The sequence below is a fragment of the Pantoea sp. Ap-967 genome (genome assembly GCF_011752565.1).
In the GTDB taxonomy this organism is placed as follows: domain Bacteria; phylum Pseudomonadota; class Gammaproteobacteria; order Pseudomonadales; family Pseudomonadaceae; genus Aquipseudomonas.
The window spans coordinates 133604-156867 of the sequence record NZ_VWXK01000009.1 but is presented as its reverse complement, the minus strand read 5'-3'; the positions used below and the strand labels follow the sequence as shown (position 1 = coordinate 156867).

Sequence of the window (23264 nt, the reverse complement as noted above, 5' to 3'; positions counted from 1 at the left end):
GCGAAGCACCGCGCAAGCGGTGCCCCTCTACCTCAGGATTGCATGGCCAACTTGGCACTGTGCTGCCGGCGGCGGTAAGCACTGTCACGGCTGGCCAACCACCAGTACAGCGGCGAAGTCACCACCAGCCCCACCAGCCACGACAGGTCGGCCCCGTTGATATGCGCGGAAATCGGCCCGACGTACAGCGGCGTGTTCATGAACGGAATCTGCACCACGATACCCACCGCATAGGCAATCAGCGCCTGTGGGTTGTAGCGCCCGTAGATCCCGCCATCGACCTTGAAGATCGACTGGATGTCATAGTCGCCCTTGTGAATGGCGTAGAAGTCGATCAGGTTGATCGCCGTCCACGGCACCAGCACCACCAGCAGCACCAACACCATGTCGACGAAGTGGCCGATGAAGTCCGCCGAGGCGAACACCGCCACCACGCAGCAGGCCGCCAGCACGATCAGCGACAGCACCGCACGACTCTTGGCGGTGGGGATCCAGCGGTAGGCGAAGGTTTGTACCAGGGTGATGATCGACAGCACCGCGCCATACAGGTTGAGGGCGTTGTGGCTGATGACGCTGAGCAGGAACAGCACCAGCATCACTGGGCCCAGGGTGCCGGTGGCCAGCTTGACCGCGTCCATGGTGTCCATGCCGGCCGGAATCGCCAGTACCGCCACGGCGCCGAAGATGAACGACAGGCTCGAACCCAGGGCCGAGCCCAGGTAGGTGGTCCAGAAGGTCGAGCTGACTTTCACGTCTGCCGGCAGGTAGCGCGAGTAGTCCGACACGTAGGGGGCGAAGGCGATCTGCCACAGCGCCGCCAGCGACACGGTGGCCAGCCAGCCGGCCAGGTTGAAGCCGCCGCGGGTGAGGAAGTCGTCGCTCTGCACGTGGCTGAAGATATAGCCGAAGCCAACCACGATGCCGATGCCCAGCACCCAGGTGCCGATGCGGTTGAGCACGTGGATGAAGCGGTAGCCGATGATGCCGATGATGCCCGAGCCCAGCGCGCCGATGACGATGCCCACTGGCACCGGCACGCTTTCCACCACGCCATGCAGCGACTTGCCGGCGAGCACGATGTTCGAAGCGAAGAAGCCGATGTACATCACCCCGGCGATCACCACCACCAGCAGCGCGCCGAGGGTGCCGAACTGGGCACGGCTCTGGATCATTTGCGGAATGCCCATTTGCGGGCCCTGGGCCGAGTGCAGTGCCATCAGCACGCCGCCGACCAGGTGGCCGACCAGGATGGCGACGATGCCCCATACCAGGTTCAGGTGGAACAGTTGCACGCCCAGCGCGCCGGTGACGATGGGTAGCGGCGCGATGTTGCCGCCGAACCACAGTGTGAACAGATCCCTTACCTTTCCATGGCGGTCCTGCGGCGGCACGTAGCCGATTGTGTGTTTCTCGATGAGGGGTGCCGAATTGGCTGCACTGGTCATGACTGACTCCAAGGCAAGGTGGGGCATCGGGTGCTGCCCGGGTGCGTGCCGGCGAAGGGCGACGCGTTCTTGTTGGAGCGATGATGCGGGGCGCGGGGATAACGAGAAATTAGTAAATATGTGCCCATAAACCTTAAAAAACCTAAGCCTGACAAAAGGTTAAGCGGTTGACGGTAGCAAGGAGAGTGCCAGGTGGCTGGAGGGCTTGGGGTAGAGGGGTTGGCGGGGGGCTTGGGGGGATTGCAGTGGGCTGTGGTGGTGCGGGGTGCGCGTTTATAGGGCAGGTTTTTGGGGGGCCTTTGCTGGCCTCTTCGCGGGGCAAGCCCGCTCCTACAGGCAGAATGCGTCCGCCTGTAGGAGCGGGCTTGCCCCGCGAAGAGGCCAACAAAGGCTAGCGCATGAAGTGCACCTTGCCGGTATCGTCATTGCCCATGTAGATGCCATATACCCCGGCCTGGCGCTCAAGGATGTACCGCTCGAGAATCTGCCGGATCGCCGGGTAATAGATCTCGTCCCATGGAATCTCGTGCGGCTCGAAGAACTTGTACGCCAGCGTTTCTGCCCCGTACTGCCCGGTTTCCTCGGTGGCGATGGCGCGGAAGATGATGTACACCTCGCTGATCTTGGCCACGCTGAAGATCGAGTAGGGCGAGACGATTTCGGCGCGTACGCCGCTTTCCTCCCACACCTCGCGCAGCGCCGCTTGCTCGGTGGTTTCGCCCGCTTCCATGAACCCGGCCGGCAAGGTCCAGGTGCCGGGGCGCGGCGGGATGGCGCGCTGGCACAGCAGGTACTTGCCATCGCGCTCGATGATGCAGCCGGCGATGATCTTCGGGTTGATGTAGTGGATATAACCGCAGCCGGTGCAGTACAGGCGTTCGTGGGTGTCGCCTGTGGGAACGCCCCGGGCCAGTTCCGTGGTGCAGTGCGGGCAATAGCGCGGGGCGTTGGGCATGTCAGCGACCTATGCGAGGTTCCTTCAGGGCCAGGGGCTCGACGATGTCGCGCACCTTGGTGTTGTCGTCCTGCTTCTGGCGCAGGTAGTCCAGGGCCACCTTGGCGGCGGCGCGTACGTGGTCGACCGAGGCCTGGTGCGCCACCAGCGGGTCACCGCCCTTGATCGCCTCGACGATCTTCTCCATTTCCCGGTTGCTGGCGCCACGGCGGTTTTCCTGCGACACCGAGGTGGCGCGCAGGTAGCTGATGCGCGCCTGCAACTGGCGCAGTTGCTGGGCAGCCACCTGGTTGCCGGAGCCTTCCAGGAGCACGTCGTAGAAGCCCTGCACCGAATCCAGTACCTGCTGCAGCTCGCCTTCTTCCAGCGCCTCGCGGTTGACTTCCAGCGCCCGCTCCAGGGCCCGGATGTCCTTGGCCTTGGCATTGAGGGTGAACAGCTGCACGATCAGCCCTTCGAGCACGCAGCGCAGCTCGTAGATGTCGCGGGCGTCTTCCAGGGTGATGATGGCCACGCGCGGGCCCTTGGCGTCGGCGAATTCCACCAGGCCTTCGGACTCCAGGTGGCGAAGGGCTTCACGCACCGAGGTGCGGCTGACGCCGAGGCGGTCGCAGAGGTCGCGTTCCACCAGGCGGTCGCCTGGCAGCAGGTGGAAGTTCATGATCGCCCCGCGCAGCTTGTCGAGCACGATTTCGCGCAGGGTTACGGGATTGCGGTTGACCTTGAAGCTGTCGTCGAGGGGCTGGCGTTTCATCAAGTGCGCTCTGAATGAGGCTGCCCGGCCGCAACCGCTGGCGCCCCGCGAACCGCGGGTGCTCCTTGCGTGGGTTCGAACAGCCCGCTGTTAACGGGTTGACTCCGCATCGGCTTCAGCGAACGCTTCGCGGGCCAGGCGGAAACTGTCCACCGCCGCGGGCACGCCGCAATAAATGCCGACCTGGAGCAGGATCTCGCGAATCTGTTCACGGCTCAGGCCATTACGCAAGGCGCCGCGAATGTGCAGCTTGAGCTCGTGGGGCCGGTTGAGCGCGGAAATCATGGCCAAGTTTATCATGCTGCGCTCTTTCAGCGAGAGGCCTTCACGCCCCCACACATGGCCCCAGCAGTACTCGGTGACCAGTTCCTGCAGCGGCTTGGTGAATTCGTCGGCGTTCTGGATCGAGCGGTTGACGTATTCCTCGCCCAGCACCTGGGTGCGAATCTGCAGGCCTTTCTCGTACTTCTCGTTGCTCATGCGCAGTGCTCCGGAAGAAAAAGGGGCCGCAACCGAGGGTGAGACGATTGTGTGCGGCCCCTGGAAAACAGGGACATCGGTGGTGGGGCCTTCGCGGGGCAAGCCCGCTCCTACAGGTATTTGCACAGGTTTCGGCATCTTTGTAGGAGCGGGCTTGCCCCGCGAAGGCACCAGCGCCGACTTCAAGGGCGATCAGCCAAGTGGCGGCAGTGCGCCCAGCTTGCCTTTGTGGTAGACCATCGGTGTAGCCGGGTCGGCCGGCAGCACCAGGTTCTTCACCGCGCCAACGATGATCGCATGGTCACCGCCGTCGTATTCGCGCCACAGTTCACACTCGATGATCGCCGTGGCCTTGGCCAGCAGCGGGTTGCCCAGCTCGCTCAGGTGCCACTCGATGCCCTTGGCCTTGTCCTTGCCTTTACCGGCGAAGGCATAGGCCTCGGCGGTTTGGTCGGCGGACAGCAAATGGATCGCGAACTGCTTGCTGTCACGCAGGATCGGGTAGGTGTCGGAGGCGTAGTTGGGGCAGAACAGCACCAGCGCCGGGTCGATCGACAGCGCGCTGAACGCGCTGGCGGTGATGCCGACGATGCCGCCGCCTTCATCCAGGGTGGTGACCACGGTGACACCGGATGGGAAGGAGCCCATCACGTCTTTGTAGATGCCAGGTTCGATCATCTTGTGTTACCTCCTAGCGCATCACGAACGGGTCGGGCATCGGCGCGGTGGACAGGTTGATCCACACGGTCTTCAGCTCGGTATAGGCCAGCACCGAATCGATGCCGCTTTCACGGCCGTAGCCGCTGTTCTTGAAGCCGCCGATCGGCGCCATGGCCGACACTGCGCGGTAGGTGTTGACCCAGATGATCCCCGAACGCACGTCACGGGCCAGGCGGTGGGCACGGCCCAGGTCGCGGGTCCAGATGCCGGCGGCCAGGCCGAACTGCGAGTCGTTGGCGATTTCCAGTGCCTCTTCCTCGGTCTTGAAGCGGATCACCGCCGCCACCGGGCCGAACACCTCTTCCTGCATGATGGTCATCGAGTTGCTGTCGCACTCGAACAGGGTCGGCTCGTAGAACCAGCCTTCACCCTCGACCTCGGCACGCTTGCCGCCCATGTGCAGCTTGGCGCCTTCGGCCTTGGCCGCCGCCACCAGGCCTTCGACCACGGCCAGTTGCTGGGCGGTGGCCATCGGGCCCATTTCGCTGGCGTCGTCCTGCGGGTTGCCGATGCGGATGCGCTTGGCCCGGGCGATCAGGCGCTCGACGAATTCGTCGAAGATCTCGTCCTGCACCAGCAGGCGCGAACCGGCCACGCAGCTTTGCCCGGAGGCGGCATAGATACCGGCCACCGCGCCGTTGATGGCGCTGTCCAGGTCGGCGTCGGCGAAGATGATGTTCGGCGACTTGCCGCCCAGTTCCAGCGACAGCTTGGCGAAGTTCTCGGCGCTGCTGCGCACCACGTGGCGGGCAGTGGCGGCGCCGCCGGTGAAGGCGATCTTGCGTACCAGTGGGTGGCGGGTCAGCGCGGCGCCAGTGCTTGGGCCGTAGCCGGTGACCACGTTGACCACTCCCGGCGGGAAGCCGGCTTCCAGGGCCAGGCGAGCCAGCTCCAGGATGGTGGCCGAGGCATGCTCGGACGGCTTGAGCACGATGGTGTTGCCGGCGGCCAGGGCCGGGGCCAGCTTGATCGCGGTCAGGTACAGCGGGCTGTTCCACGGGATGATGCCGGCCACCACGCCGATGGGCTCGTGCACGGTGTAGGCGAACAGGTCGGGCTTGTCCAACGGCAGGGTGCCGCCTTCGAGCTTGTCGGCAAGGCCTGCGGTGTAGTGGAAGAACTCCGGCAGGTAGCCCACCTGGCCGCGGGTTTCGCGGATCAGCTTGCCGTTGTCGCGGCTTTCCAGCTGGGCCAGGTGTTCCTTGTTCTCGGCAATCAGGTCACCCAGGCGGCGCAGCAGCTTGCCGCGGGCGGTGGCGGTGATGCTGCGCCAGGCCTTGCTGTCGAAGGCGCGCTGGGCGGCCTGTACGGCCAGCTCGACGTCGGCTTCGGCGGCGTCGGGCAGTTGTGCCCAGGCCTGGGCGGTGGCCGGGTTGAGGCTGTCGAAGGTCTTGCCGCTCTGGGCATCGAGCCATTGGCCGTCGATGCACATCTGGAAACGAACGAGGGTCATGCAACAATCCCCTTGGCGGATTCGGTGAGGGTGCGGGCTTGGGCGAGGAAGTCCAGCAGCATCTTGTTGACTTCACGCGGGGCTTCCACCGGCATCATATGCCGTTGTTCGGCCAGCACCACGCTTTGCGCACCAGGAATGCTGGCAGCGAGCTGGCGGGTCATGGCCGGGGTGGAGCCCGAATCGAGTTCGCCGGTGGCGATCAGCGTCGGCACCTGGATACTGCCCAGGTCGGCTGCGCGGTACATGTCCTGGGTGGCGAACAGCGAATAGGTGGTGTGGTAGCCCTGCGGGTCGTTGCTTGCCAGCACCTGGCGGATGGCGGCGACCTGAGCCGGGTTGGCAGCCTTGTATTCACGGCTGAACCAGCGGTCGAGGGCGGCGTCGACGTTGGCGTCGGGGCCAAGCTCTGCGGCCTGGGCGGCGCGGGCGATAACGCCGGCACTTTGCTCGGGGGTGCGGTTGAACACGCTGTTGAGCACCACCAGCGCAGCCAGGCGCTGCGGGTAGTTCAGGGCGAATGCACGGGCGACCAGGCCACCCATGGAGAAGCCGATCACGGTGGCTTGTTGAATCTGCAGGTGGTCGAGCAGTTCGGCCAGCTGGGCGGCGTAGCCTTCCAGGCCGATGTCGGCGGCTGGCAACGCGCTCTGGCCGTGGCCGAGCATGTCGTAGGCGATGACGCGGTAGTCGTTGGCCAGGCCAACGAACTGCCCGCCCCACATTTCCTTGTTCAGGCCCACGCCGTGGATCAGTACCACGGGTTGGCCCTGGCCGACGGACAGGTAGCTGGTGCCGGCGGGTGTGCGTTCAGCGACAGGCTGAATCATGGAGGGCGCTCCTTGAAGGTCGGGCGCGGCGGGTAAGCACGCCACGCCCCGGCCCGTCTTGGTTGTTGTTATTGAGCGTTGGCTTTTTCGGCAGCCAGTTCTTCCAGGTCGATGTAGCGGTTGCCGATGCGCGGGTGCAGGCGGCCGCCGTCGGCAGCGCCCAGGACCACGACGATCTCGTCGGCGCGTGGGGCGTCTTCGATCTGCATTTCCAGGGTGATGTAGTGCGAACGCAGGCCTTCGTCGTCCTTCTGCATCATCGGGATCTGGATCGAGGTGCCTGGGCCGCCGCGCTTGTTGGTGAAGCTCAGGTAGCTCTTGGCCTGTACCGCTTCGCGGTAGTGGTTGCCAAAGCGCAGGGTGTGGATCACGGCCGAGGCGTGCTCGATCTCGCCATCGGCGCCCACCACGGCGGCTTTGCCATAGGCTTCGATCTTGTCGGCACCGCCGATGGCGGCAGTCAGGCGCTCGACCATCAGGGCACCGAGCTCCGAGCAGTTGGCGCGGATTTCCGGCTTCAGATCTTCAACGAAACCGCGGCCGGCCCATGGGTTCTTGATCACCACAGCCAGGCCGACCATGGTCACCGGCTTGTCGGTGGCCTTGCCGCCTTCGATGCGGGTTTCTTCGGAGTAGGTGACGATCTTGCGGATTTCGAAACTCATGGGTGGCTCCTGGTGAGGGTTATCAGCTCTTGTTGTCTGATGGTATACCATAATATTTGTTGTGCAAGAGGGCGCATGAAATTTCTCTTGCGGGGGGACGAAAGGTGGGTATGCCTTGAGGGTTGCAGCGCCTGTGAGATCGAGCGCCGCCCGCGCGGCGCTTCGCGAGCTCCTACGTTTATTTCGGGCCAGTGAGTCCTGAGGAGTTGCGCGTGAATGCCTTGGCGCATCACGCGATATCGCGTCGTAAAAACAAGGCGGACGCGCGCGACTGCCACAGGCGTTACTGGCACGAAACAAACGTAGGAGCGAGCGCAGCTCGCGAAGCGCCGCGCGGGCGGCGCTCGATCTCGAACACACCGCAAACCCCAAGGCGTACCCCCAAAAAAAAGCCCGCTCGCGCAGGCCACGGGGGCCCACGGGAGCGGGCGCGTCCCGCAATGTTTCAGGCAATGGGAATTCAGGCGAAGGCCGGCACCACTTCCTTGATGAACAGCTCCAAAGACTTCTTCTTCTCGGCGTGGGGCAAGCTGTTGTCGCACCAGAAGCTGAACTCGTCGACACCGAGTTCCTGGTAATACTTGATGCGCGCGATGATTTCTTCCGGGGTGCCGATCATGGTGTTCTTGCGGATGTTCTCCAGCTGGAACGCCGGCACTTCGGCGAACTTGGACTCCGGGCTCGGCTCCAGGAAGCCGTTGACCGGGGTGGTCTTGTTGCCGAACCAGGCATCGAAGGTGCGGTAGAAGCGCGAGATGGCCTGGGCACCGACTTTCCAGCCTTCCGGCTCGGCCGGGCTGTGAACGTGGGTGTGGCGCAGCACCATCAGTTGCGGGCGCGGCACATCCGGGTTGTTGTCCAGGGCGGCCTGGAACTTGTTCTTCAGGTCCAGCACTTCCTCGTCACCCTTCATCAGCGGGGTGACCATCACGTTGCAGCCGTTGGCCACGGCGAAGTTGTGCGAGTCGGGGTCGCGGGCGGCGATCCACATCGGCGGGGTGGCGTTGAACGGCTTGGGCACGCTGGTGGAAGTGGGGAACTTGTACACTTCGCCGTCATGGGCGTAGTCGCCTTCCCACAGCTTGCGCACCACTGGCACCATTTCACGCAGGGCCTTGCCACCGTCGGTGGCCGGCATGCCGCCTGCCATGCGGTCGAATTCGAACTGGTAGGCGCCGCGGGCCAGGCCCACTTCCATGCGGCCATTGCTGATGACGTCGAGCAGGGCGCATTCACCGGCCACGCGGATCGGGTTCCAGAACGGCGCGATGATGGTGCCGGCGCCCAGGCGGATTTTCTCGGTGCGCGCGGCCAGGTACGCCAGCAGCGGCATCGGGCTTGGCGAAATGGTGTATTCCATGGCGTGGTGTTCGCCGATCCACACGGTGCTGAAACCGCCGTGCTCGGCCATCAGGGTCAGTTCGGTCAGGTCTTCGAACAGCTGGCGGTGGCTGACCTGTTCATCCCAACGTTCCATGTGCACGAACAACGAAAATTTCATGGGGCTTTCCTCAACGCTTGAAAGTGTCTGGCGCCAGACAGGGTAGGCGCCAGGTGTCTCGATTCAGAATAGGCTTCAGGCAAAGGCGGGCAGGCTGGCCATCTTGCCGCGGCAGTAGATCATCGGCCGAGGCGCATCCTCAGGCACGATCAGGTTGTGTACCTTGCCGACCATGATGGCGTGGTCGCCACCTTCATATTCACGCCACAGTTCGCATTCGATGACGGCTGTGGCGCCGGCCAGGATCGGGTTGCCCAGCTCGCTCAGGGTCCACTCGATGCCAGCGGCCTTGTCCTTGCCTTTCTTGGCGAACGCATAGGCTTCGGCCTGCTGTTCACCGGAGAGCAGGTGAATGGCGAAGCGCTTGCTCTTGATCAGCACAGGGTAGGAGTCGGAGCTGTAGTTGGGGCAGAACAGCACCAGCGGCGGGTCCATCGACAGGGAAGAGAAAGCGCTGGCGGTCAGGCCGACGACCGAGCCGTCGTCGTCCAGGGTGGTGATGACGGTCACGCCGGACGGGAAGGAGCCCAGGACGTGCTTGTAGACGGTTGCGTCGATCATCTGGTGTACCTCTGAAAGGCTGCGGTGGTCCGCGGTTTTTATCGTTGATGTGTCTGATGGTATACCGTAATACCTATTTTGCAAGCAGAATTTTCAAACCCTGTTTTTCACGATGAACGGCTCAAGGCCACGTAAACCGTGGCCTTGAGCGGTGAGGCGGTTTGTCGCAGGGGTTGTGCAGGCAGATCAGCGGGCGTTTTTTACTGCGGATCAGTGTTGTCAAAAGTTTGGAATACCATAATATGGTCCGCAGCTGAGAGGCCGCCTAGATGCGGTTTCCTTACAAAGATAAAAACGACCTTTCGAGCTGAAAACCATGTCCCAACCGTCGTCGCAACACCAGTTTGTCGAGAATCACACGGTCGATTACGTTCCACCTGCCGAGCGCCATGGGAAGGCGCGTGACCTGTTCACCCTCTGGTTCAGTACCAACATCGCGCCACTGCCCATCGTCACCGGCGCCATGGTGGTCCAGGTGTTCCACCTGAACCTGTTGTGGGGCCTGGTCGCCATCGTGCTGGGCCACCTTGTCGGGGGCGTGGTCATCGCCCTGGCCTCTGCGCAGGGACCGCAGCTGGGCATTCCACAGATGGTGCAGAGCCGGGGCCAGTTCGGCCGCTACGGCGCCTTGCTGATCGTGTTCTTCACCGCGCTGATCTATGTCGGCTTCTTCATTTCCAACATCGTCCTGGCGGGCAAGACCATCCACGGCATCGCGCCGAGCGTGCCGATGCCGGGCGCGATCGTGATCGGTGCCCTGAGCGCCACTGCCATTGGCGTGATCGGCTACCGCTTCATCCACATCCTCAACCGCATCGGCACCTGGGTGATGGGCTCGGCGCTGCTGGCCGGTTTCATCATGATGTTCGTGCAGCAGCTGCCGGCCGACTTCTTCAGCCGGGGCGCCTTCAACCTGTCGGGCTTCATTGCCACGGTGTCGCTGGGCACCATCTGGCAGATCAGCTTCTCGCCATACACTTCCGACTACTCACGCTACCTGCCGCGTGAGGTGGGCATCGCCAAGCCGTTCTGGGCCACCTACTTCGGCGCCACCCTGGGCACTATCCTGTGCTTCAGCTTTGGTGCGGTAGCGGTGCTGTGCGTGCCGGAAGGCACCGATGCCATGGACGCGGTCAAGCAGGCCACCGGCTGGCTGGGCCCGATCCTGATGGTCTTGTTCCTGCTCAACATCATCAGCCACAACGCCCTCAACCTGTATGGCGCGGTGCTGTCGATCGTCACCGCCATCCAGACCTTCGCCGCGCAATGGACGCCGAGCATCAAGGTGCGGGTGGTACTGGCGTCGGTGATTCTGGTGGGCTGCGCGATGGTGGCGCTGAATGCCTCGGCAGGCTTCATCGGCCAGTTCATCGGCCTGATCCTGGCGCTGCTGCTGGTGTTGGTGCCGTGGGCGTCGATCAACCTGATCGACTTCTACCTGATCAAGAAAGCGCAGTACGACATTGCGTCGATCTTCAGCGCGGACGGTGGCATCTATGGCCGCTTCAACCACCACGCGATCATTGCCTACGCCTGCGGCATCCTGGTGCAGTTGCCGTTTGCCAATACGTCGCTGTATGTGGGGCCGTACTCGAACATTGTCGAAGGGGCTGACCTGTCGTGGGTGTTCGGGTTGCTGGTGACGGTGCCGCTGTATTATTGCCTGGCGACCCGGGGTAAGGCGGCTGAGAAGGCTGGGCGGGTTTTGAGTGTTAACGACTGATAGATTGTGACAGGGGGCTGCTTTGCAGCCCATCGCAGGCAAGCCTGCTCCTACAGGTACCGTGTAGGAGCAGGCTTGCCTGCGATGGGCCGCAACGCGGCCCCGGCGATCTCAGGTCAAACCCTGAACTGCGCCACCCGCCCGTTCAAATCAACCGCAAGGCGCGACAGGTCCTGCGCCGCCGCACTGGTCTGATTGGCCCCTGCCGATGTCTGCATCGACAGGTCGCGAATGTTCACCAGGTTGCGGTCCACCTCCCGCGCCACCTGCGCCTGCTGCTCCGAGGCACTGGCAATCACCAGGTTACGCTCGTTGATCGAGGCAATCGCCTCGGCGATCACCTCCAGCGCCTCCCCGGCAGACTGCGCCACTTGCAAGGTTCCGCTGGCACGCCCCTGGCTGCTTTGCATCGCCGTCACGGCGCGCTCGGTGCCATTCTGGATGCCCGCGATCATCTGCTCGATCTCGGCCGTGGATTGCTGGGTACGGTGGGCCAACGCCCGCACTTCATCGGCCACCACGGCAAAGCCACGGCCTGCCTCGCCGGCCCGCGCGGCTTCGATGGCGGCGTTCAGGGCCAGCAAGTTGGTCTGCCCGGCAATCGCGCCAATCACGTCCAGCACCCGGCTGATTTCATTGGCGTTGCTGGCCAGTTGCTGAATTTCCGCAGCGGTGCCGGTCACATCCTCGACCAGGTGCTGCAACGAGGCCAGTGCCCGGTTGACCTGGTCGCGGCCATCGCGGGTGGTGCGGTCGGCGCCCTGGGAGGCATCGGCGGTGCTGACCGCATTGTTCGCCACCTCTTCAACGGCCGCGGTCATCTGGTTGACGGCGGTGGCGGCCTGGTCGATCTCGGCGCTTTGCTGGTGCAACCCGCGGCTGGTGTCTTCGGTCACGCTGTGCAGCTCTTCCGAGGCCGAGGCCAGCTGGTCGGCGCTGGCGGCGATATGGCGCAGGGTGTCGCGCAGGCTCTCTTGCATGCGGCGCAGGGCCGCCAGCAGCAAGGCCGGCTCGTCGTGGCCGACCACGTGGATGTCGCGGGTGAGGTCGCCGGTGGCGACCCGTTCGGCCACGGCCACGGCATCGGCCAGTGGCGCGACGATGCTGCGGGTAAGCAGGGTGGCGATGGCCGCCAGGGCAAGCATGATCAGGGCCAGTGCCACCAGGATGATCTGGTAGGCCTCGCGGGCGGCATCGCTGGTGCGCTGGGTGGCGGCGTAGGCGCCGCTGCTGTTGAAGTCGATGAGCGCGCGCATGGCCTGCATCATGGTTTCGGCCAGGGGGTTCAACTGGCTGGCGATCAGCGCCCGGGCACTGTCGACGTCCCCGGCGGCGATATGCTCGGCAATGCGCGATTGCAGTTGCTCATAGCCTTGGTAGGCGGAGGTGAAGGCATCGAAGCGGGTGCGCCCCATCGGCGTGGTCACGGTTTGCTCGTAGGCGTGAATGTCGTCGCGCAGGCCCTGGCGGGCGGTGTTGAGCGCTGCGAGCGCGCCGGCACGGGCCTGGGCGTCGGTTTCCAGGGCGCTGCGCAGCAGCAGGATGCGTGCCTGGCCGAGGTTGGTGCTGACCGCGCCAAGCGAAACCACCGCCGGCATCCAACCGCCGCGCACGTCTTCCGAGGCGCTGTCCATGCGCTGGGTTTCAAACAGCGAAACCAGCCCCATGGCCAACACCAGCACCCCCAGCAGCACGAACAGGCAGGCTGCCCGTTTGCCGATCTTCATGTTCCTCAACCGCATGCGACACTCCGTGACAAGGCTTGATTGCAACGGCTCGACGTCCGTTATACAAATTGTCTACAGATGATTGCATGGGGCTATCAGAGGTGCCAGCAGCCAGAGGGGGGTGAGGCATTCTGTCGCGGGCCCGCTGTAGGCGCGGGCTTGCCCCGCGAATGGGCCGCAAAGCGGCCCCGGCGATCTCAGATCAAACCCTGAACTGCGCCACCATCCCATTCAAATCCACCGCCAGGCGCGAAAGGTCCTGCGCCGCCGCGCTGGTCTGATTGGCCCCCGCCGAGGTCTGCATCGACAGGTCGCGAATGTTCACCAGGTTGCGGTCCACCTCCCGCGCCACCTGTGCCTGCTGTTCCGAGGCACTGGCGATCACCAGGTTGCGCTGGTTGATCGAGGCAATCGCTTCGGCAATTACCTCCAACGCCTCACCGGCACCCTGGGCCACCTGCAGCGTGCCGCTGGCGCGCCCCTGGCTGCTGTGCATCGCCGTCACGGCGCGCTCGGTGCCGGTTTGAATACCCGCGATCATCTGCTCGATCTCTGCCGTCGACTGCTGAGTACGGTGGGCCAGCGCCCGCACTTCATCGGCCACCACGGCAAAGCCACGGCCTGCCTCGCCGGCGCGTGCCGCCTCGATGGCGGCATTGAGTGCCAGCAGGTTGGTTTGCCCGGCAATCGAGCCGATCACATCCAGCACTCGGCTGATTTCAGCGGCGTTGCTCGCCAATTGCTCGATCTCGGTGGCGGTGCCGGTCACGTCCTCGACCAGGTGCTGGATTTCCGCCAGGGCCTGGTTGACCTGGTCGCGGCCATCACGGGTGTTCTGGTCGGCGCCCTTGGACGCATCGGCGGTGCTCACCGCATTGTTCGCCACTTCCTCAACGGCTGAGGTCATCTGGTTCACCGCCGTGGCCGCCTGGTCGATCTCGGCGCTTTGCTGGTGCAGGCCGCGGCTGGTGTCTTCGGTGACGCTGTGCAGCTCTTCGGAGGCCGAGGCCAACTGGTCGGAGCTGGCGGCGATCTGCCGGATGGTGTCGCGCAGGCTGGCCTGCATGCGGCCCAGGGCGCGCAGCAGCAGCGCCGGCTCGTCGCGGCCCAGTACGCGGATGTCCTGGGTCAGGTCGCCGGTCGCCACGCGCTCGGCCACGGCCACGGCATCGGCCAGGGGCACCACGATGCTGCGGGTGAGCAGGGTGGCGATGGCGGCCAGGGCGAGCATGATCACCAGCAGCGACGCGATGATGGCGGTGAGGGCTTCGTCGGCCACATCGCTGCTGCGCTGCGAGGCATCCTCGGCGCCCTTGCCGTTGTAGGCGATCAGCGCGGTCATGGCTTTCATCATGCTGTCGGCGTACAGGGTCAGCGGGCCGCTGAGCTGTTGCTTGGCCTCGGCCATGCGCCCGGCACCGATGTCTTGCAGGACGCGGGCCTGCAGGTCGAGGTATTGCTGGTGGGCGGCGGTAAAGGCGTTGAACAGGGCGCGGTCGTCGGCCGCGATGATGGTGTCTTCGTAATCCTTGAGGCTGCCCTTGAGTTGCTGGTTGATGCCGCTAACCAGCTCGATGTTGCGCGCGCGTTCGCTGGGGCTGTCGTCCAGCGCGGCGCGCAGGGTGACGGCGCGGGCGCGCCCAAGGTCGGTGCTGATGTCGCCCAGGGCGACCACGGCGGGCATCCAGGTGACACGGATCTCGTCCGTGGCCGAGTCCATTTGCCGGGTTTCGTACAGTGCGATAAGGCCCATGGCCAGGACCAATACGCCCAACAGGGCAAAAACGCTGGCAGCGCGAATGCCGATCTTCATATTCCGTAACTGCATGGAATGCTCCTTGACGGTGGCGTGCAGGCGTCAAGAGCATGGACGGCTGGCCGGGCTACCGGGGAGGTGCCAGGCTCTCGATGCGCTGCGAATTAAATGTGTTCCTCACCCTCTTGAATCTGTTTTTGATTTGAATGATGCCATATGGCCATTAATATTGACCAGTCATTCAATGTAACGACAAGTTCCGACAAATCCGTCATTATTTGACGGATCTGTCAGGATTTTGCGCTTAAACGATCGCGATCATGGGGTCGGCGGCAGCCAGGGCCAAGGCCCGATCTGCGGCCGGCGGGTAGATCCACACCGAGTTGATCTGGCGCTTGAGGGCCTTGCCTTCCTCGCCCTGCAACTTCAGTTCACGCGCCCAGCCTTCGCTGTAGGCCGCGCCCCATTCGCCCAGGTCCAGGCAGGTGACGTACTTGGGCTGGCGGTAGGCCACCGGGGCGATGCCCAGCAGGTCGGCCATGGCGTTGTTGCCGGAATGGCGGCCCATGGGGATGGCGTGCTGGCAGGTCATCAGGGCGTGGTTGCCCAGCTCGTCGACGGCGGCCCAGGCGGTGTCGCCGGTGGCGTAGATGTGCGCCTGGCCGATGACCTTGAGGTGGTCGTCGACCTTCAACCGGCCAAGGGCGTCGCGCTCACCGGCCACCTGGGCGGTCAGCGGGCTGGCTTTCACGCCAACGGTCCAGATCACCGTCTTGCTGGCGATGTACTCGCCGTTGTCCAGGGTGACGCCACCGGCGTCCACGGCCACCACCGAGGTGCCGGCCAGCCATTGCACGCCCGCTTGCTCGCAGGCGGCGATGATCGACGGGGTAATGCCTGCGCCCAGTGCGGCGCCGGCGTGTTCGGCGCGGTCGACCATCACCACCCGCACCGGGGTATCGCTACCGAGCACCGCACGCAGGCGGGCAGGAATCTCCGTGGCGGTTTCGATGCCGGTAAAGCCACCCCCGCACACCACCACGGTGTGGCGGGCCGGCGAGGCGGGCAGGGCGGCCAGGCCAACCAGGTGCGCTTCGAGCTTCATGGCCGACTCCATCTGGTCAACATCGAAGGCATGTTCGGCAAGGCCTGGCACCGGTGGGCGTGCCACCTGGCTGCCGGCCGCCAGAATCAGCCGGTCGTAGGCGATTTGCTGGTACTGGCCGTTGGCATCGCGGTAGCTGACGCTGCGGCCTTCGGCATCGATGGCCTCGGCATTACCGGTGATGAAACGCACGCCTACCGCTTCGAACAATTCGCCAACCGGCGCCTTCAGGCTGTGCACGTCGGCTTCGTAGAAGCGTGGGCGAATGCGTAGTTCAGGCTGGGGGGCGAGCACGCTGATGCTCAGGTCGTCGCGCTGGGCCTGGTCGAGCAGGCGGGCGGCGCTCAGGGCGCTCCAGACACCGGCAAAGCCGGCACCGATGATCAGGATGTTCGATTTCATGGACATGCTCCGCGAGGGGGAAAGGGGCTTCGAGGGCGTTAGCTGCGTCGCTCGAATAACTACGACTGTATTGATCGTAGTTAAGGGCCGCAAGCTTTTTTTCGCCATCGGGCCTCGGCAAACAGTGGCCGAACGCCGTGTAACCCAATATTTATAAGGCTTATAGGGGAAAGTCGTAGGCTTGAAAAACGACAGGTGGCGTTCATCGGCTTTGCGTAGGCAGGCCTATCCGCGTATTATTTGCGACAAAGTTGGTCGGAGATTGTTATGTCGCTCTACAGTGCTGGCGTCGAATACGGCATCCATTGCCTGCTGTACCTGGTGGACGACCGCGGGGATAGCCGCGAGTCCAGCGTGCGTGACCTGGCGCAGTTGCAGGGCGTGCCGCAGGAATACCTGGCCAAGGTGTTCACCAAGCTGGCGCGGGCGAAACTGGTGGTGGCCACCGAAGGCGTGCGCGGTGGTTTTCGCCTGGCACGGCCTTCGGACGAGATCACCGTGCTGGATATCGTCAATGCCATCGACGGGCCGAAGAAGATCTTCGACTGCCGCGAGATCCGCGAACGGTGCAGTTTGTTCGAAGGTACAGCGCCTGGCTGGGCGACCGAGGGCACCTGTGCGATCCACGCGGTGATGCTGGGGGCGCAGAAGCGCATGGAAGAGGCGCTGGCCCAGCAGACCATCCTCGACCTGGCGCGGCGGTTCGGGCGCAAGGCACCTGCTGAGTTCGGGCAGCAGGTCAATGAATGGATGAGCGAGCGGCGTGAGGGCAAGGGCGCCGGGGATATCCCCGTCAGCCAGCTCTGAATCCTAGCCCCGTACCGCCCCCCCGCTCTTCGTAGGAGCGGGCTCGCCCCGCGAAAGGGCCGCTACAGTTCAGCGCCGCTCATGCTGGCGCCGATAGGCCCCAGGCTGCATGCCAATGGCCTTGGCAAACGCCCGGGTAAAGGCCGCCACCGACTGATACCCCACCTGCGCGCCCACCTGTTCCACAGTGTTACCCGCCCGCAACAGCTGGCAGGCATGGCGCATGCGCAAGGCCAGCAACACCTGCCCCGGCGACTGCCCGGCCAGTTCATTGAAGCGCTTGAAAAACGCCGACCGCGATAGCCCCGTGCACGCCGCCATGCTTTCAAGCGTCCACGCCTGCCCAGGTTGTTCGATCAACTGCTCCAGCAACCCCGCGAATGCCGGCTGGCGGGCGAGGGCGACCAATCCCCCCAGCGCTTGCCCACCTTGTGCCTGCTGGCGCAGCACATACAGGAACAACAGGTGCGTCAGGCGTTCGAGCAGCGTTTGCGAGGGCGAGCGCCGGCACTCCTCCAGAATCAGGCCGAACAGCGCCTGCGCCGCATGCCCGTCCGGTTCCTCGGCGCGCAGCACGATCCAGTCGGCCAGGCCCTCGACGATCAACGAGGAAAGCCCCGGGCGAAACTCGAAGAACCCGCACACCAACCCCACGCCATCGCTGGCACCGACGTCCAGCGCCTGCATCACCTGGCGCGGCTGGGCGCAGGCGCTGGCCGGGTCCTGGTCACTGGAAAGCCGGTAGGCCAGGTCGCGCAGCAGGAACACCGCATCACCGGCCTCCAGTCGCACGGCCTGTGCCTGGCCGTCGATATGCAGCCAGCAATGGCCCTGCACCACCAGGTGAAAGCTGGCCCGGCCCATGCCCTGGGTGCTGGCATGCCAGCCGCCGCAGTAGCGGCCAACGTGAAACAGGCTGGCGTCGAGTTCGAGGCCCTCTAATAACCAATCGACAAGGTGGCTGGATGAAATCATCTAATGCAAAGACTCAGGAGCAAGGAAAGGCGACTGATGAATATGGAGGCTATTTCTTATAACCAACAGACTGTACTGACTTTCAGCAAAAGGAGACCACTCCATGACCTCGCGCATTACTTTACACACTCTGCAGAGCGCCCCGGAAGCGGCTCGCCCGTTCCTTGAGAACGCCCAGAAGAACTCGGGCTTCATCCCCAACCTGCTCGGCGTGCTGGCCAATGCCCCGGCGGCGCTGGAAACCTACGTGACCGTTTCGGCGCTCAATGGCAAGGCCGAGCTGACCCTGGCCGAACGCGAGGTGGTGCAACTGATTGCCGCCACCAATCACGGCTGCGATTTCTGCGTCGCCGGCCACACCGCCGTCGCCCTGAACAAGGCCAAACTGCCTGCCGAGGTGGTCGAGGCCCTGCGTGCCCGTGGCGAGCTGCCCGACGCCCGTTACGAAACCCTGGCCGAGTTCGCCCGCGAAGTCATCGCCACCCGCGGCAATGTCAGCGACGCCACCTACCAGGCCTTCCGCGAGGCCGGTTTCAGCGAAGGCAACGCCCTGGAAGTGATTCTTGGCGTGAGCCTCGCAACCCTGTGCAACTTTGCTAATGTGTTCGCCCAGACGCCGCTCAATGACGAACTGAGCAAGTACCGCTGGCAGCCAACCGCATAACCGCGCGCCTGGCGCGGGTGGCGCCTGGGATAAAAAGGAGTAGGGACATGCTTGATAGTGCATTTCGTCAATGGCTGGATGCCAATGCCGAAGCGATAGACCAAGGCCAGTGCGACCCGCAACGGGTGCTGGCACACATTGCCGAATCGCAACTGCTGCGGGTGGGCGTGGAGCCGGCCCTGGGCGGCAGCGGTGGCGCCATCACCCATGCGGTCGAAGCGATTGCCGCCATCGCCAGCCGTTCGCTGGCCGCGGCCTTCGTGTGCTGGGGCCAGCGCGCCTTTATCGAATACCTGTTGCAAAGCCCCAACCAAGGGTTGCGCGAGCGCTTGCTGCCGGGGCTGCTGACCGGCGAGCTGGCCGGGGCCACGGGCCTTTCCAACGCCATGAAGTTTCTGTCCGGCATCGAGGCGCTGCAGGTGCGTGGCCGCCCGGGCGCCGAGGGCTGGGCGCTGGAGGGGCGCCTGCACTGGGTGACCAACCTGCGCAAGAGCGGCTTCGTGGTGGCGGCGGCCATCGAGGACGATGCCGGCGGCTCGCCGTTCATCATGGCGATTCCGTCGGATGCCCAGGGCCTTGAGCGCTCCGACGACCTGGAACTAATGGGGCTGCAATCGAGCAACACCGCCGCACTGGCCTTCCACCAGGTGGCGCTGAGCCGCGACTGGCTGCTGCACGGCAATGCCCGTGAGTTCCTGCCGGCAGTGCGCCCGGCGTTCCTCGCCTTGCAGTGCGGCCTGGCCATCGGCCTGGCCCGGCGTTCGCTGGATGAGGTGCATGAACACCTGCACGGGCGCCTGTCGTTCCTTGAGGAACATCGCCAGGTGCTCAAGGAACGCCTGGAAAACACCGTCGCCGAACTCAAGCAGGGGCTGCTCGAAGGCCGTTTCCAGAGCCAGGCGGCTGCCTTGTTCAAGCTGCGCATCACCCTGGCCGAAAGCGCCGCCGACGCCGTGCAACTGGAACTGCAGGCCAGCGGTGGCAAGGCTTACCTGGATGAGTTCGGTGCAGGCTTCGCCCGCCGCTGGCGGGAGTCGGCCTTCGTGCCGATCGTTACCCCTAGCCTGGTGCAACTGCGCGCCGAGCTGCACCGCCAGGCAGCCAGCGCATGACCCAGGCCGTATTGGAAGCCCGCGAGATCAGCCTGGGCTACCCGCGCGAGGGTGGCTGGCAACAGGTGCTGGCGCGCTTCGACCTGCAGCTGGCGCCGGGCGAGGTGGTGACCATCCTCGGCCCCAGTGGCGTTGGCAAGTCCAGCCTGCTGCGGGTGCTGGCGGGCCTGCAGCAACCGCGCAGCGGCAGTGTGACCCTGCACGGCGAGCCGTTGCAGGGGCCGCACCCACGCCTGGCGGTAGCCTTCCAAGACCCCAGCCTGCTGCCCTGGCTGAGCCTGGAAAAGAACGTTGCCTTTGGCCTGGACTTCGCCCGCCAACCCAAGCTGGCCGCAGCCGAGCGCCGGGCGCGCATCGACCACGCGATTGCCGCCGTGGGCCTGGCCCATGCCCGTGGCCAGTACCCGGCGCAGCTTTCCGGCGGCATGGCCCAGCGCACGGCGCTGGCCCGCTGCCTGGCGCGCCAGCCCGAGGTGCTGCTGCTCGATGAACCCTTCGGCGCGCTGGACGAAGTGACCCGCGCCGACATGCAGCAACTGCTGCTGCAGCTGATCGCCACCCACAATACGGCGGCGGTGCTGATTACCCACGATATCGATGAAGCGCTGTTGTTGTCCGACCGCGTGCTGCTGCTGGGCGACCACCCGGCGCATATCCTCGGGCAATGGCCCATCGACCTGCCGCAACCGCGGACGCAGCGGGTCGAGGAGCTGGGCGCACTGCGCATCGATATCCTGAAAACCCTGCGCCGTGCCAGCCGCAGCGCCGAACCTCATCCCACCCCGTTGCCTTCGGAGCCTGTCCATGTGCATGGATGACTGCTGTTCCTCTACCTCGCGTCGTGATTTCCTCAAGCTCAGCGCCATGCTCACCGCCGCCGGTGCCGTGCCGCTGTTGTCCAGCCTGCAGGCCCGTGCCGCTGCCGAACCGGACGCGCCGGTGCGTATCGGCTACCTGCCGATCACCGACGCCACGCCGCTGTTGGTGGCGCACAACAATGGCCTGTTCGAGGCCGAGGGCATCAAGGCCGAACGCCCGGTGCTGCTGCGCAGTTGGGCGCAAGTGATCGAGGCGTTCATTTCCGGCCAGGTCAACGTCATTCACTTGCTGTCGCCGATGACCGTGTGGGCACGCTATGGCAGCAAGGTGCCGGCCAAGGTGGTGGCCTGGAACCATGTCGGCGGCTCGGGCCTGACCGTGGCGCCAGACATCACTGAAATGAAGCAGCTCGGTGGCAGGACCGTGGCCATTCCATTCTGGTACTCGATCCACAACGTGGTGCTGCAGCAGATGCTCGACGACAACGGCCTGACTGCCGTGTCCAAGCCTGCCGACGCGGCGCTTGCGGCCAACGAGGTCAACTTGCTGGTACTGCCGCCCTCGGACATGCCGCCGGCCCTGGCCAGCAAACGTATCGCCGGCTACATCGTCGCCGAGCCATTCAATGCCCTGGCGGAAAACCTCAAGGTTGGCCGCGTGCAGCGCTTTACCGGGGATGTGTGGCGCAACCACGCCTGCTGCGTGGTGTTCATGCACGAGCACGACCTGAACAACCGCCCGGAATGGTCGCAGAAGGTGGTCAATGCCATCGTCAAGGCCCAACAGTGGACCCGCGACCACCGTGCCGAGGCCGCCGCATTGCTGTCCAAGGCCGGCCCCAACAAGTACACCCCGCACGAACCGGCCGTGCTGGCCAAGGTGCTGGCACCGGGCGCCGAGGAGCGCGCCGGCTACATTGCCAGTGGCGCCATCGTGCACCAGCAGTGGGATGAAAAGCGCATCGACTTCCAGCCGTACCCGTACCCAAGCTACACCGAGGAACTGGTCAAGCGCCTGAAGAACACCCTGATCGAAGGCGACAAGGGCTTCCTTGCCGGGCTGGAACCGTCCTTCGTTGCCCGTGACCTGGTCGACGACCGCTTCGTGCGCAATGCCATTGCGGCGGTCGGTGGCCCTTCGGTGTTCGGCATTGCCGAGAACTTCGAGCGTAGCGAGGAGTTCGCGGTCTGATGCGCAAGCACGTGCTACATGCCGGCCTTGGGCTGGCCGGGCTGCTGGGTTTGCTGCTGCTGTGGTGGGCCGGGGTGCAGGTGTTCGGTGCCGCCGACGGCCTGTCGGCGCGTTTCTCGCCCCAGGCGACCTTGGCCAGCCTGGTCGAGTTGCTGGAGCACGGTGAGGTTTACGGGCATGTGTGGGTGAGCCTCAAGCGCATCCTGGTAGGCCTGTTGCTGGCGCTGCTGATTGGCGTGCCCTTGGGCCTGCTGGTGGGCAGCTACCGGCACCTGGAGGCGGCGACCACGCCGGCGTTTCAGTTCCTGCGCATGATTTCGCCGCTGTCGTGGATGCCGGTGGTGGTGATGCTGATGGGGGTGGGCGACCAGCCGATCTACTTCCTGCTGGCCTTCGCCGCGCTGTGGCCGATTCTGCTCAACACCGCGGCCGGCGTGCGCCAGCTCGACCCGCGCTGGCTGCAACTGAGCCGCAGCCTGAGCGCCACGCGCTGGGAAACCCTGTGCAAGGTGATTATCCCTGGGGTGATTGGCCATGTGCTGACCGGCGTGCGCCTGGCCATTGGCATCTTGTGGATCGTGCTGGTGCCGTGCGAGATGCTGGGGGTGAGTGCCGGGCTTGGCTATTTCATTCTCGATACCCGCGACCGGCTGGCGTATTCGGAGCTGATGGCGATGGTGCTGCTGATTGGCGTGTTGGGTTTCATGCTCGATGCGCTGGCCCGTGGGCTGCATCGGCGCTGGGTGCATGCCTGACCAGCGCCCCCACGTTCCCCTCGTAGGAGCGAGCAAAGCTCGCGATGCGGCCTGGCAGGCGCAATAGGGTTCAAGGTATCAACCCGCCTGTGATATCGCATCGCGAGCTGCGCTCGCTCCTACCAAGCCTGCGCAGCCACGCACCCGTGGGGCGGGTCAATGCACCGACTTGCGCGCCTGCACACAATCCCTGGCTTGATCGGCCAACGCATCCAACCACGCGTCACGCTGCTGCTCGGCATCGAGCATGGCATCCTCACCCTGCTGATTGAGCAGGTAGGTGTGAATCTGCAGCACCTCGGCAGTCTGGTAGATCGGCGCAATGTCCAGCCGGCCGATCAGCGCGCCGCTGGCCTGGCCGGTACTGCTCATCAACACCTGTGGCCCGTTGGCTGAAACCACCTGCATGCCCATGGCTTCGAACCACGGCACTTGCTGGGCGAAGGCATTGAGCTCGACGCTGGCAAAGCGTGCCTGCAGGTCGCCCAGCAGCGCGCGGGCGATGCCTTGGCGGCGCTGTTCGGGGTTTACCGCGAGAAACGCCAGGGCGCAGGCCTGGGGGTTGTCCTGGGCGGGCAGGGCCAGGGCGAAGCCGAGCAGGCGGTCTGGGGCCTCGGCATCCAGGGCCAGGGTCAGCGTCACGGCCAGGCCGCGGTTGCCGTCCATGGCTTGCAGGTATTGATGCACCTCCATGCCAACGCCGTACTGGTACAGCGGGTACAACGGGTTGTCGGCACGGATGGCGACGCTGCTCAGGTCACCGACGTGGTGGATCACCAGGTCGCGGATCTGGTTCTGGAAGGATTCGGGCGGCACGCTGTCGAGGCGGCTCAGGATGAACATCGGTGGACGGGCTCCGGCTGC

At 64.7% G+C, this 23264-nt stretch carries 22 protein-coding genes; 7 read left to right on the top strand and 15 right to left on the bottom strand.

The genetic code is table 11. The annotated features are described in order from the left end of the window. Nucleotides 1–32: 32 nt before the first annotated feature. From F3J45_RS12170 to F3J45_RS12125, 10 genes are all read right to left on the bottom strand, one after another. Nucleotides 33–1445, bottom strand: a complete 1413-nt coding sequence (locus F3J45_RS12170; protein ID WP_167062365.1) for a cytosine permease — start codon at nucleotides 1443–1445, stop codon at nucleotides 33–35. A 391-nt stretch (nucleotides 1446–1836) separates the two neighbouring features. Then, a complete protein-coding gene (locus tag F3J45_RS12165) occupies nucleotides 1837–2400 on the bottom strand; it encodes an NUDIX hydrolase (RefSeq protein WP_167062362.1) in 564 nt (187 codons plus the stop codon). Between the two features lies 1 nt (nucleotide 2401). Continuing rightward, nucleotides 2402–3154 carry a GntR family transcriptional regulator gene (locus F3J45_RS12160; protein WP_167062359.1) on the bottom strand — a complete coding sequence of 251 codons (753 nt, stop codon included), beginning with the start codon at nucleotides 3152–3154 and terminating at the stop codon, nucleotides 2402–2404. A 90-nt stretch (nucleotides 3155–3244) separates the two neighbouring features. Next, entirely contained in the window at nucleotides 3245–3634 is a 390-nt protein-coding gene (locus F3J45_RS12155) for a carboxymuconolactone decarboxylase family protein (RefSeq protein ID WP_152957680.1), read from the bottom strand. Nucleotides 3635–3826: 192 nt separating this feature from the next. Beyond that, complete coding sequence (locus F3J45_RS12150) at nucleotides 3827–4312, bottom strand: flavin reductase family protein (protein ID WP_167062356.1); 486 nt, start codon at nucleotides 4310–4312, stop codon at nucleotides 3827–3829. 13 nt (nucleotides 4313–4325) lie between these two features. Then, complete coding sequence (locus F3J45_RS12145) at nucleotides 4326–5807, bottom strand: aldehyde dehydrogenase (RefSeq protein ID WP_167062353.1); 1482 nt, start codon at nucleotides 5805–5807, stop codon at nucleotides 4326–4328. Then, complete coding sequence (locus tag F3J45_RS12140; protein ID WP_167062350.1) at nucleotides 5804–6637, bottom strand: alpha/beta fold hydrolase; 834 nt, start codon at nucleotides 6635–6637, stop codon at nucleotides 5804–5806. The genes F3J45_RS12145 and F3J45_RS12140 overlap by 4 nt, the downstream gene beginning before the upstream one ends. A 68-nt stretch (nucleotides 6638–6705) precedes the next feature. Next, nucleotides 6706–7302 carry an amino acid synthesis family protein gene (locus F3J45_RS12135; protein ID WP_003256068.1) on the bottom strand — a complete coding sequence of 199 codons (597 nt, stop codon included), beginning with the start codon at nucleotides 7300–7302 and terminating at the stop codon, nucleotides 6706–6708. 460 nt (nucleotides 7303–7762) lie between these two features. Next, a complete protein-coding gene (locus F3J45_RS12130) occupies nucleotides 7763–8803 on the bottom strand; it encodes an LLM class flavin-dependent oxidoreductase (RefSeq protein WP_167062347.1) in 1041 nt (346 codons plus the stop codon). Between the two features lie 75 nt (nucleotides 8804–8878). Continuing rightward, complete coding sequence (locus F3J45_RS12125; protein ID WP_167062343.1) at nucleotides 8879–9364, bottom strand: flavin reductase family protein; 486 nt, start codon at nucleotides 9362–9364, stop codon at nucleotides 8879–8881. A gap of 316 nt (nucleotides 9365–9680) precedes the next feature. Here F3J45_RS12125 and F3J45_RS12120 point away from each other — a divergent pair, with 316 nt between their 5' ends. Next, nucleotides 9681–11087 (top strand): cytosine permease, encoded by a 1407-nt coding sequence (locus F3J45_RS12120; RefSeq protein ID WP_167062340.1) that lies wholly within the window; start codon nucleotides 9681–9683, stop codon nucleotides 11085–11087. A gap of 116 nt (nucleotides 11088–11203) precedes the next feature. Here F3J45_RS12120 and F3J45_RS12115 read toward each other — a convergent pair whose 3' ends face one another. The 3 genes from F3J45_RS12115 to F3J45_RS12105 form a co-directional block, all read right to left on the bottom strand. Beyond that, nucleotides 11204–12829 carry a methyl-accepting chemotaxis protein gene (locus tag F3J45_RS12115; protein ID WP_167062337.1) on the bottom strand — a complete coding sequence of 542 codons (1626 nt, stop codon included), beginning with the start codon at nucleotides 12827–12829 and terminating at the stop codon, nucleotides 11204–11206. 187 nt (nucleotides 12830–13016) lie between these two features. Continuing rightward, nucleotides 13017–14642, bottom strand: a complete 1626-nt coding sequence (locus F3J45_RS12110) for a methyl-accepting chemotaxis protein (protein WP_167062333.1) — start codon at nucleotides 14640–14642, stop codon at nucleotides 13017–13019. Nucleotides 14643–14874: 232 nt separating this feature from the next. Beyond that, on the bottom strand, nucleotides 14875–16077 hold the full coding sequence (locus tag F3J45_RS12105; RefSeq protein WP_167062330.1) for an NAD(P)/FAD-dependent oxidoreductase: 1203 nt from the start codon (nucleotides 16075–16077) through the stop codon (nucleotides 14875–14877). Nucleotides 16078–16344: 267 nt separating this feature from the next. On the opposite strand from F3J45_RS12105, the gene F3J45_RS12100 reads away from it, so the two are divergent. Then, nucleotides 16345–16884 (top strand): Rrf2 family transcriptional regulator, encoded by a 540-nt coding sequence (locus F3J45_RS12100; protein ID WP_167062328.1) that lies wholly within the window; start codon nucleotides 16345–16347, stop codon nucleotides 16882–16884. Nucleotides 16885–16953: 69 nt separating this feature from the next. Here the strand turns inward: F3J45_RS12100 and F3J45_RS12095 are convergent, their stop codons facing one another. Then, nucleotides 16954–17859 carry an AraC family transcriptional regulator gene (locus F3J45_RS12095; RefSeq protein ID WP_167062325.1) on the bottom strand — a complete coding sequence of 302 codons (906 nt, stop codon included), beginning with the start codon at nucleotides 17857–17859 and terminating at the stop codon, nucleotides 16954–16956. 103 nt (nucleotides 17860–17962) lie between these two features. On the opposite strand from F3J45_RS12095, the gene F3J45_RS12090 reads away from it, so the two are divergent. From F3J45_RS12090 to F3J45_RS12070, 5 genes are read left to right on the top strand one after another with little or no spacing between them, the layout of a single operon-like run. After that, entirely contained in the window at nucleotides 17963–18523 is a 561-nt protein-coding gene (locus F3J45_RS12090) for a carboxymuconolactone decarboxylase family protein (RefSeq protein ID WP_167062322.1), read from the top strand. Between the two features lie 47 nt (nucleotides 18524–18570). After that, entirely contained in the window at nucleotides 18571–19635 is a 1065-nt protein-coding gene (locus F3J45_RS12085) for an acyl-CoA dehydrogenase family protein (protein WP_167062319.1), read from the top strand. Continuing rightward, entirely contained in the window at nucleotides 19632–20453 is an 822-nt protein-coding gene (locus F3J45_RS12080; protein ID WP_167062316.1) for an ABC transporter ATP-binding protein, read from the top strand. The genes F3J45_RS12085 and F3J45_RS12080 overlap by 4 nt, the downstream gene beginning before the upstream one ends. Next, a complete protein-coding gene (locus F3J45_RS12075) occupies nucleotides 20440–21645 on the top strand; it encodes an ABC transporter substrate-binding protein (protein ID WP_167062313.1) in 1206 nt (401 codons plus the stop codon). The genes F3J45_RS12080 and F3J45_RS12075 overlap by 14 nt, the downstream gene beginning before the upstream one ends. Continuing rightward, nucleotides 21645–22400: an ABC transporter permease gene (locus tag F3J45_RS12070; protein ID WP_167062309.1), complete on the top strand. Its 756-nt coding sequence runs from the start codon at nucleotides 21645–21647 to the stop codon at nucleotides 22398–22400. The genes F3J45_RS12075 and F3J45_RS12070 overlap by 1 nt, the downstream gene beginning before the upstream one ends. 156 nt (nucleotides 22401–22556) lie before the next feature. On the opposite strand, the gene F3J45_RS12065 is transcribed toward F3J45_RS12070, so the two are convergent. Beyond that, nucleotides 22557–23243 (bottom strand): GNAT family N-acetyltransferase, encoded by a 687-nt coding sequence (locus F3J45_RS12065; RefSeq protein WP_167062306.1) that lies wholly within the window; start codon nucleotides 23241–23243, stop codon nucleotides 22557–22559. Nucleotides 23244–23264 lie beyond the last annotated feature (21 nt).

Excerpts from the sequence above, each read along its gene's own strand:
- F3J45_RS12155 (WP_152957680.1), bottom strand. The coding sequence starts at position 3,634 with ATGAGCAACGAGAAGTACGAGAAAGGCCTGCAGATTCGCACCCAGGTG.
- F3J45_RS12130 (WP_167062347.1), bottom strand. The coding sequence starts at position 8,803 with ATGAAATTTTCGTTGTTCGTGCACATGGAACGTTGGGATGAACAGGTC.
- F3J45_RS12095 (WP_167062325.1), bottom strand. The coding sequence starts at position 17,859 with ATGATTTCATCCAGCCACCTTGTCGATTGGTTATTAGAGGGCCTCGAA.
- F3J45_RS12115 (WP_167062337.1), bottom strand. The coding sequence starts at position 12,829 with ATGCGGTTGAGGAACATGAAGATCGGCAAACGGGCAGCCTGCCTGTTC.
- F3J45_RS12075 (WP_167062313.1), top strand. The coding sequence starts at position 20,440 with ATGTGCATGGATGACTGCTGTTCCTCTACCTCGCGTCGTGATTTCCTC.
- F3J45_RS12120 (WP_167062340.1), top strand. The coding sequence starts at position 9,681 with ATGTCCCAACCGTCGTCGCAACACCAGTTTGTCGAGAATCACACGGTC.
- F3J45_RS12065 (WP_167062306.1), bottom strand. The coding sequence starts at position 23,243 with ATGTTCATCCTGAGCCGCCTCGACAGCGTGCCGCCCGAATCCTTCCAG.
- F3J45_RS12150 (WP_167062356.1), bottom strand. The coding sequence starts at position 4,312 with ATGATCGAACCTGGCATCTACAAAGACGTGATGGGCTCCTTCCCATCC.
- F3J45_RS12135 (WP_003256068.1), bottom strand. The coding sequence starts at position 7,302 with ATGAGTTTCGAAATCCGCAAGATCGTCACCTACTCCGAAGAAACCCGC.
- F3J45_RS12165 (WP_167062362.1), bottom strand. The coding sequence starts at position 2,400 with ATGCCCAACGCCCCGCGCTATTGCCCGCACTGCACCACGGAACTGGCC.
- F3J45_RS12160 (WP_167062359.1), bottom strand. The coding sequence starts at position 3,154 with ATGAAACGCCAGCCCCTCGACGACAGCTTCAAGGTCAACCGCAATCCC.
- F3J45_RS12105 (WP_167062330.1), bottom strand. The coding sequence starts at position 16,077 with ATGAAATCGAACATCCTGATCATCGGTGCCGGCTTTGCCGGTGTCTGG.
- F3J45_RS12125 (WP_167062343.1), bottom strand. The coding sequence starts at position 9,364 with ATGATCGACGCAACCGTCTACAAGCACGTCCTGGGCTCCTTCCCGTCC.
- F3J45_RS12110 (WP_167062333.1), bottom strand. The coding sequence starts at position 14,642 with ATGCAGTTACGGAATATGAAGATCGGCATTCGCGCTGCCAGCGTTTTT.
- F3J45_RS12140 (WP_167062350.1), bottom strand. The coding sequence starts at position 6,637 with ATGATTCAGCCTGTCGCTGAACGCACACCCGCCGGCACCAGCTACCTG.
- F3J45_RS12080 (WP_167062316.1), top strand. The coding sequence starts at position 19,632 with ATGACCCAGGCCGTATTGGAAGCCCGCGAGATCAGCCTGGGCTACCCG.
- F3J45_RS12100 (WP_167062328.1), top strand. The coding sequence starts at position 16,345 with ATGTCGCTCTACAGTGCTGGCGTCGAATACGGCATCCATTGCCTGCTG.
- F3J45_RS12090 (WP_167062322.1), top strand. The coding sequence starts at position 17,963 with ATGACCTCGCGCATTACTTTACACACTCTGCAGAGCGCCCCGGAAGCG.
- F3J45_RS12170 (WP_167062365.1), bottom strand. The coding sequence starts at position 1,445 with ATGACCAGTGCAGCCAATTCGGCACCCCTCATCGAGAAACACACAATC.
- F3J45_RS12085 (WP_167062319.1), top strand. The coding sequence starts at position 18,571 with ATGCTTGATAGTGCATTTCGTCAATGGCTGGATGCCAATGCCGAAGCG.
- F3J45_RS12070 (WP_167062309.1), top strand. The coding sequence starts at position 21,645 with ATGCGCAAGCACGTGCTACATGCCGGCCTTGGGCTGGCCGGGCTGCTG.
- F3J45_RS12145 (WP_167062353.1), bottom strand. The coding sequence starts at position 5,807 with ATGACCCTCGTTCGTTTCCAGATGTGCATCGACGGCCAATGGCTCGAT.